This window comes from Bacteroides sp. UBA939 (assembly GCF_002293435.1).
Classification (GTDB): domain Bacteria; phylum Bacteroidota; class Bacteroidia; order Bacteroidales; family Bacteroidaceae; genus Bacteroides.
This window is the reverse complement of the sequence record NZ_DBDF01000029.1, coordinates 18,828-27,218: the sequence shown is the minus strand read 5'-3', so window position 1 is coordinate 27,218 and position 8,391 is coordinate 18,828. Positions and strand designations below refer to the sequence as shown.

Sequence of the window (8,391 nt, the reverse complement as noted above, 5' to 3'; positions counted from 1 at the left end):
GACTCCTAAGTATGAATAATACACGTTAGGTAACTATATATAAAAGAATCCTATGGCAAATGTACGGTTTAGCCCTACCTTAAGCACCCCAGAAGCTTCCCGAAGAGGATTTTCTGAAGCAAACCGTACATTCAGGAAGCGATTCATTCTTGCACAATATTAACATTAAAACAATACCTTTATAAAGTACCATATAAAATATCCGCAAACCACCACTTTAAAAACCGTTCCGAACAGGAAACCAAGCAAAGCCCCGATTCCTGATTTCAAAGCATCTTTCTTACTCCTTTCTCCCAGAAGTTCACCGATGAACGCACCACCGAAAGGCCCCAGAATAATCCCCCACGGGCTAAAGAATATGACTCCAATAATAGAACCTATCAGGCAACCCCAGCTTCCCCATTTAGTACCACCACTGAATTTACTACCCAAAATGGGAATGAAATAATCCAGTACTTGTATAATGACTACCAGCAGCAACCAGATAAGTAACTGGTAAGTGGAGAACTGTACTTTGTCTGTGGAGTGAAGCAACAACAAACCCACATAAGAAATAGGCGGACCGGGAATAAGAGGAAGAATGCATCCCAATAAGCCTACGATAATACATATACTTCCTAATATAATGAGAATAATATCGACCATGTTATTTATATAATTGGCATTCCATCAATGCACTAAGAACAACTACATATTGCCTGATGAACTTTATTTTTCAAATATCTGCATATTTCCGGACAATTCCAAAATAAAGGAGAAAAAAACAAAATGTGGACATGACTTCGCATCCGGTAAATAGCGAAATTGCGGTTTTCCAGAATTTGGCTGCCGCCCAGCTTGTCGAGGTGTATGAAAATGACGGATTAAAGGGTAAATTGAAAGAAGTAGCTGCCGGATTGGATGAGGAGTCAAACCCAGTAATCATGTTAGTAAAATATAGGGATAGTTCAGTAACATACACACAAAGTGCGAAACTTGAGTGATAATTTAGGGGAATGAGCAGGTTATCTGATTTAGGTTCATGCCGAACAATACCTGCTCCTTATCTGCTCCTTATCTGCTCCTTACCAACTCCATATAAAGTCCGCTCTATAGAACACGGAGAAGGTACGGAGAAGACACGGTTTTGATACGATTCTGAAATGAGAGCATTCTGCAGACAGAGCTGTCTCATCCGGCATGAATGTCTTTCTTCAATTCTTCAACCTGCTCGTAAGTAAATCCATCAAGGGCGTTCTTCATACTTAGCAGTTCTTCGCGGATAGTTTTCAGCCGATCCACTACTTCGAAGTTACGCAGAGTTGTCTCTTTATTATCTTTCATTCGTTGGCGGGCACCGGGTAACGTCATTCCCCGCTCCTTTACCAAATGATAAATCAATTTCACGGTTTCAACATCTTCCTTACGGTATTGACGTATACCGCGGCTACCCTTTTTCGGAGATAGTTGCGGAAACTCTTTTTCCCAGAAGCGTAACAAGGATTCATTGACGTCGAACATCCGCGCAACTTCACTGATGGAATAATATAGCTTCAAATCTTTATCCATAATACGGCTTAATCCAACACCTTTCCGTGATTAGCCGCAATCTGTATCATGCGGTCGTAATCTTCGGCACTCAAATCCATAAAATAATAATTGATGGGGTTGACTGCCTGTCCCTTAACCTGCACTTCATAATGCAAGTGCGGCCCGGTACTCTTTCCCGTATTTCCCACATCGCCGATAACTTCACCGCGTAGCACCTTTTTCCCAAGCTTGGTACGGAATGCCTGCAAATGGGCATATACTGTCCGGTAACCAAAGCCATGATCCACGACAATGACGTTACCGTATCCGGTCTGCCATCCCATTTCCACCACCGTACCGTCACCGGTAGCATATACATCCGTACCGATATGTGCGGAGAAATCCATGCCTGCATGAAATTTCATTGTATTATAAACAGGGTCTACACGCATACCGTAACCGGACGCCGTCTTACGAAGGTCTTTATTGGAAATAGGTTGAATGGCGGGCATACAACGCAGCATTTCATCATGATTCTTACACATATCTATCACATCATCGAAAGAACGCGACTGGATATAAAGCTGCTTACTGAGCATATCCATCTTCTGGGTAGTATTGATAACCAGATCAGAATTCGCCATGTCCATCAGATGTTCATAACGGTTAGTGCCGCCATACCCCGCCTGCCGGATAGCCGTAGGTACAGGATCTGCCATAAAAATAACCCGGTAAAGGTTATCGTCACGTTGCTGGACGTCTTGCAAAACCCCCATTGCTTCGTCCAAACGCCGGGAAAGCACATTGTACTGAGCCAAAAGTTGGCTGTTTTCCATCCTTAACTCTTTCTCGGAAGGTGAACCGAAGATTATCAACAGAATGATAAAAGTACCCGCTCCCAGTCCCATACCAATGAACAAACGACGCAAAAGTCCCCATATCCGTTGCCTGACAGTGGGGTAAATGCGTTCATAAGTCTGCATGTGCTGATTATAGATATAATAAACTTTGCGCATCTTTCAGAATATTTCGCTCGTTAATACGGCAAAAGTAATAAAAACAAGCTATCTTTGCACAGTTTTTTCAAAAATATTAAGACTAAATAGTTAGTAGTAAGTAGATAGTAGCAAGTAGTAGACAGTAATAGATTAAGATAAATAGATGAATATGTTGACTGCAAATGAAATCCGGAACTCATTCAAGAGTTTCTTCGAAAGCAAAGGTCACCAAATCGTGCCTTCAGCTCCAATGGTAATTAAAGATGATCCTACACTGATGTTTACCAATGCGGGAATGAACCAATTCAAAGATATTATTCTGGGTAATCAACCGGCTAAATATAAAAGAGTGGCGGATTCGCAAAAGTGTCTTCGCGTAAGCGGAAAGCATAATGACCTGGAAGAAGTAGGACACGATACATACCACCATACCATGTTCGAGATGTTGGGCAACTGGTCGTTTGGCGACTATTTCAAGAAAGAAGCCATCGACTGGGCGTGGGAATACCTGGTAGAAGTACTAAAGATAGATCCTAAGAACCTTTACGCCACTGTTTTCGAAGGCAGCCCCGAAGAAAGACTGGAACGCGACAACGAAGCCGCTTCCTTCTGGGAGCAATACCTGCCGAAAGACCACATCCTAAACGGAAACAAGCATGATAACTTCTGGGAAATGGGCGATACGGGTCCGTGCGGCCCATGTTCCGAGATACATATTGATTCACGTCCGGAAGAAGAGAAAGCCAAAGTTCCCGGTCATCAACTGGTAAACAAAGACCATCCGCAGGTTATTGAAATCTGGAACCTCGTGTTTATGCAGTTCAACCGCAAGGCCGACGGCAGTCTGGAAGGACTTCCCGCCAAGGTTATTGACACGGGTATGGGCTTCGAACGTCTGGTACGTACACTGCAAGGCAAGACATCCAACTATGATACGGACGTATTCCAACCGATACTGAAAGCCATCGCCCAAATGGCAGGCACTGCCTACGGCAAAGACGAGCGGCTGGACATCGCCATGCGCGTGATTGCCGACCACATCCGCACGATTGCCTTCTCCATTACAGACGGGCAGTTGCCCTCCAATGCAAAAGCAGGATACGTAATCCGCCGCATCCTTCGCCGTGCCGTTCGTTACGGTTACACGTTCCTGGGGCAGAGGCAGGCTTTCATGTACAAGCTGCTCCCCGTTCTGATTGAGAACATGGGCGAGGCTTATCCGGAACTCGATGCACAGAAGGAACTTATCAGCAAGGTTATCAAGGAAGAAGAAGATTCCTTCCTCCGCACACTGGAAACCGGTATCCGCCTGCTGGATAAGACAATGGGCGACGCCAAAGCCGCCGGAAAAACAGAAATCAGCGGTAAGGACGCTTTCACCTTATATGATACCTTCGGTTTCCCGCTCGACCTCACGGAACTCATTCTCCGCGAGAACAACATGACTGCCGACATCCGGGAGTTCGACGCCGAAATGCAACAACAGAAACAGCGTGCCCGCAACGCCGCCGCCATTGAAACCGGCGACTGGATTACGCTGAAAGAAGGAACAACCGAATTCGTGGGTTACGACTATACCGAATACGAAACAAGCATCCTCCGTTACCGCCAGGTGAAACAGAAGAACCAGACGCTGTATCAGATTGTACTGGACTACACGCCGTTCTACGCAGAAAGCGGCGGTCAGGTAGGCGATACGGGCGTACTGGTCAGTGAGTTCGAAACGATTGAAGTAGTAGATACCAAGAAGGAGAACAACCTCCCGATACATATTACCAAGAAATTGCCCGAACATCCGGAAGCGCCGATGATGGCTTGTGTAAATACCGACAAACGTGCTGCCTGCGCAGCCAATCACTCGGCTACCCACTTGCTGGATGCCGCGCTCCGCGAAGTATTGGGCGAACATGTAGAACAAAAAGGATCTCTGGTTACTCCTGATTCATTGCGTTTCGACTTCTCTCACTTCCAGAAGGTGACAGACGAAGAAATCCGCCAAGTGGAACACCTGGTTAATGCTAAAATCCGTGCCAATATACCATTGACGGAATACCGCAACATCCCCATCGAAGAAGCCAAGGAGCTGGGAGCTATCGCACTGTTTGGTGAGAAATATGGCGACCATGTACGTGTCATCCGCTTCGGCTCGTCCGTAGAGTTCTGCGGTGGCATACACGTTGCCGCTACGGGACACATTGGTATGCTGAAAGTGGTTTCCGAAAGTTCCGTTGCTGCCGGCGTACGCCGCGTAGAAGCATACACAGGTGCACGTGTAGAAGAAATGATGGATACCATCGAGGACACCATGCGCGACCTGAAAGCACTCTTCAATAATGCGCCCGACTTGGCAGGAACCATCCGCAAGTACATTGAAGAAAATGCAGGCTTGAAGAAGCAGATGGAAGACTTCATGAAAGAGAAAGAAGCCCAGGTAAAGGAAAGACTGCTGAAGAACGTACAGGAAATCAACGGCATAAAGGTCATTAAACTCTGTGCTCTCGCCCCGATACCTGCTGAAAGCATTAAGAACATTGCATTCCAGTTGCGCGGAGAGATTACCGAGAACCTATGCTTCGTTGCCGGAACAGTGAATGAAGGCAAGCCGATGCTGACAGTTATGCTGAGCGACAACCTTGTAGCAGGCGGACTGAAAGCCGGAAACTTAGTGAAAGAAGCCGCCAAACTGATACAAGGCGGTGGCGGTGGACAGCCTCACTTCGCAACAGCCGGCGGTAAGAACGCCGACGGGCTGAATGCAGCGGTAGAAAAGGTACTGGAACTTGCCGGACTTTAATTAGCCAGCCAAGGCAGGGTGTATCAAAAGTAAGAAAGAACTATCTCTTAGATACAGATGGCGCGATAACACGGATTTTAATTTTAGAATCTGTGTTACCTGCGCCATCTGCGTCTAAATAATTATTGAAGCTTTGCAAGTTATTTCAGAGATAGTTCAGTAACATCAGGAAAGAGCGGATGAGTACCTTTTATTAATCCCTCACTTGGTTCTGGAACGACCAGCGTTCTATATGATAAACTTTACATCCTTCGGGAACCTCTACAGGGCAAGTCCCGGTAACATCTTCCCAATAGTCCAAAGAATCCATGACAGAAGACTTGGTAAGTCCAGGAGAATTCGTTTGATAGAAAAGATGTTCCTCCTCATTATAAGTAAATAACAAACCGGGGTGGCGTCTCTCACCTTCAAGGATAGATACACGTTCATATTGTCCCACTATGGGAGCAGTCGCAGTATCGTCCAGACGGACAAGCAAGACACCGGTATCCCCGAAGTCATCATCCTGTATCAGCTCATAGCTTCCTCCCAGCTTTACGGTAAAAGCATCTGCAAAAGCATTCGTAACCTCAAGTTTCTGTTCTTCCGTCGCTTCGCCGATAACCACTATACCTTCTTTCACTTTATAGAGAACCGTGCTCATATACTCATTGACCGTCACCACCAGTGGCACCGAAGAGCCGTTGCCATCCTTTACCGTTATCACAACCTCACCCACTGACTTGGGAGTGATTTGCAGGCGCCGATATCCATTCTCGCTTTCTACAAAAGCAGCTGTCGCTATGGAATTATCTTCATTCATTATAGAATAATCACCGTCACCACCATCTACACCGAGAGTTATACCATCCGGTCGAGTAAGATAGAGGTCTGCGGAGACAACATAGTTATTCAGTATTCCTATTTGATTAATAGGCCTATCGCCCGTGAAAAGAACCATATCACGATAATCATCCTCGCATGAGGTACCCACAAAGAAGAGGGAAAGCAACGTTAAAATAAAATAGATGTGTTTCATTGTTTTAGTTTTAATTGATTAACTTAGTAACTAAATACATAATCCGGCTGATTACTGCACGGGAAGCGGATGTTTTGCCATATTTCTGGGGTCTTCATCATTTTAGGTACATGCAATTATAATTAAGGCAACTGTACCAAACGGTTTATTCTTGCCGATATCGCTATGAACTGATTCTGTTTAGCCTATCATTTAGTCCCTGCTTATAATAAGAGCCTGTTTAAATTTTCCTCAAAAAGTTTTTTATTCAGCTTGTTTTGAGTTTATTTTCGGTCTGTTTTTCTGTTTTCACTCGTCACATAGCCCGCTATGCTCCTCATAAAAACAGAAAAACATCCTCAAAAATAACTCTCAAAACAATGCTGAGCAAAATTTAAACAGGCTCTAAATCTATCTCTGCGATTGCATAAATCTTTTCGTTCGACATACGTCGAATGATTATGCGATATATGTCGAATAATCATTCGACAGCTGTCGAACGCAAATTCGACAACCGTCAAACGATTAGATATATGCAAAACGAATATTAGTTCTTAGTGAACAAAGAACTAAATCTTAGTGAATCAACAATTAGTAAAAATGATAAAGAACCTAATTTCTGTCTCAAATGACTTGTTCCTTCGGATAGTTCACCAGATATAAAGTATTCGTAGCGCGGGTGAAGGCAGTATATAGCCATCGGAAATAATCCGGAGTCAGAAATTCATCCGTCATGTATCCCTGGTCAAGGAATACATTCTTCCATTGACCGCCCTGCGCCTTATGGCAAGTAACAGCGTAGGCATACTTCACCTGCAAGGCATTGTAATGCGGATCGGCTTTCATCTTTTTCATTCGTTCGCGCTTCATTGAGATGTCTGCGTAGTCTTCAAGTATGGTATAGAACAACCGGTCACTATCAATCTTGGATAAAGCAGGCGCATCGCTATGCAAAGTGTCCAGCAGAAGATTCACGTCCAATTCTAAATCATTACAGTCAGGAAAAGTAAGCAGTACTTCCGCAAAACGGAAACCATACAACTCACGCGTGCGGCGTACCCGGCGCACAACCGCAACTTCTCCATTGGCTATGAAATCCATTTCCTTGCTTTTCTCCGTCCAGTAATAATTGTTCTTAGCTACCATCAGCAGGTCGCCTGTATTCAATTCGTCTTCCCGCCAGAGTATTTGCGCGCGTATACCATTATTATAAATGTTTGCCCGCTTATTGGAACGGCACACCACGATTGTATCATCCATACCGTCGCGATCGTAACAACGAGTCAATGTCTCTATCAATTCATCTCCCGGCAACACTTTTATATCGGCAAAACCCGAAACCTTAATTTTAGGCAATGCCCCACAAGCATCCTCAGCAATCAGTTGCCGTAGATGCGTAGCATTCCACAAGATACCCGAGTCCTGAACCTGGCGTACCACCTGCGTCAAGTCCACTTCTATCACTTCCAGTCCATACCCTTTCAGAGCTTCGGCAAACAAAGCAGGACTTTGCTCCTCCCCCACTGGAGGAAGCTGCGCCGTGTCTCCCATCAGCACCAGACGGCACCCTGCACCGGAGTAAACAAATTGTATCAGATCATCCAACAAACGCCCTGTTCCGAACATAGACCCCGATAACCCTTCATTAGAAATCATCGAAGCCTCGTCTACTATATATAAGGTATGTGAGGTCAAATTATCATTCACAGAAAAATTATTCACTTCGTTGGAGAAGGACTGCTGACGATAAATCTTCTTATGAATTGTAAAAGCCGGATGTCCCGCATAAGCAGAAAAGACTTTCGCCGCCCGCCCCGTAGGAGCCAGCAATACAGATTTCTGTTGCAGTTTATCCAACGTCCGCACCAGAGTCCCCACCAACGAAGTCTTCCCCGTTCCCGCATAGCCACGCAACACAAAAACCGCATCATTACGAGAGGATAACAAGAAAGCAGCCAATGATTTTATCACTATTTCTTGCTCAAAAGTTGGCTCATAAGGAAAATTTTCCTTAATTTGCCTTTCCAAATAGTTATTTATCATTTTTGTAACAGAAAAAAGTAGTGCGAACTATCGCCATTAAAATTATTTAT

Annotated in this window: 6 protein-coding genes and 1 pseudogene; 2 read left to right on the top strand and 5 right to left on the bottom strand. The window is 44.8% G+C overall.

Annotated features, from left to right (window positions below):
- Positions 1-165: 165 nt before the first annotated feature.
- Entirely contained in the window at positions 166-645 is a 480-nt protein-coding gene (locus B2Z67_RS02050) for a DUF456 domain-containing protein (RefSeq protein WP_291528155.1), read from the bottom strand.
- 116 nt (positions 646-761) lie between these two features.
- Between B2Z67_RS02050 and B2Z67_RS02045 the strand changes: the two are divergent.
- Positions 762-983 (top strand): annotated as a pseudogene (locus B2Z67_RS02045) (hypothetical protein); the annotation flags it as partial.
- A gap of 187 nt (positions 984-1,170) precedes the next feature.
- Here the strand turns inward: B2Z67_RS02045 and B2Z67_RS02040 are convergent.
- Positions 1,171-1,548 (bottom strand): MerR family transcriptional regulator, encoded by a 378-nt coding sequence (locus B2Z67_RS02040; RefSeq protein ID WP_291528153.1) that lies wholly within the window; start codon positions 1,546-1,548, stop codon positions 1,171-1,173.
- 8 nt (positions 1,549-1,556) lie between these two features.
- Positions 1,557-2,525, bottom strand: a complete 969-nt coding sequence (locus B2Z67_RS02035; RefSeq protein WP_291528152.1) for a M23 family metallopeptidase — start codon at positions 2,523-2,525, stop codon at positions 1,557-1,559.
- Positions 2,526-2,676: 151 nt separating this feature from the next.
- On the opposite strand from B2Z67_RS02035, the gene alaS reads away from it, so the two are divergent.
- The gene (gene alaS / locus B2Z67_RS02030; protein WP_291528157.1) at positions 2,677-5,301 is read left to right on the top strand and encodes an alanine--tRNA ligase; all 2,625 of its coding nucleotides are present in this window, start codon (positions 2,677-2,679) and stop codon (positions 5,299-5,301) included.
- A 193-nt stretch (positions 5,302-5,494) separates the two neighbouring features.
- Here the strand turns inward: alaS and B2Z67_RS02025 are convergent, their stop codons facing one another.
- Together B2Z67_RS02025 and B2Z67_RS02020 are read right to left on the bottom strand one after the other, a co-directional pair.
- On the bottom strand, positions 5,495-6,319 hold the full coding sequence (locus B2Z67_RS02025) for a hypothetical protein (protein WP_291528151.1): 825 nt from the start codon (positions 6,317-6,319) through the stop codon (positions 5,495-5,497).
- A gap of 603 nt (positions 6,320-6,922) precedes the next feature.
- Positions 6,923-8,341: an ATP-dependent DNA helicase gene (locus tag B2Z67_RS02020; RefSeq protein WP_291528150.1), complete on the bottom strand. Its 1,419-nt coding sequence runs from the start codon at positions 8,339-8,341 to the stop codon at positions 6,923-6,925.
- Positions 8,342-8,391: the final 50 nt, after the last annotated feature.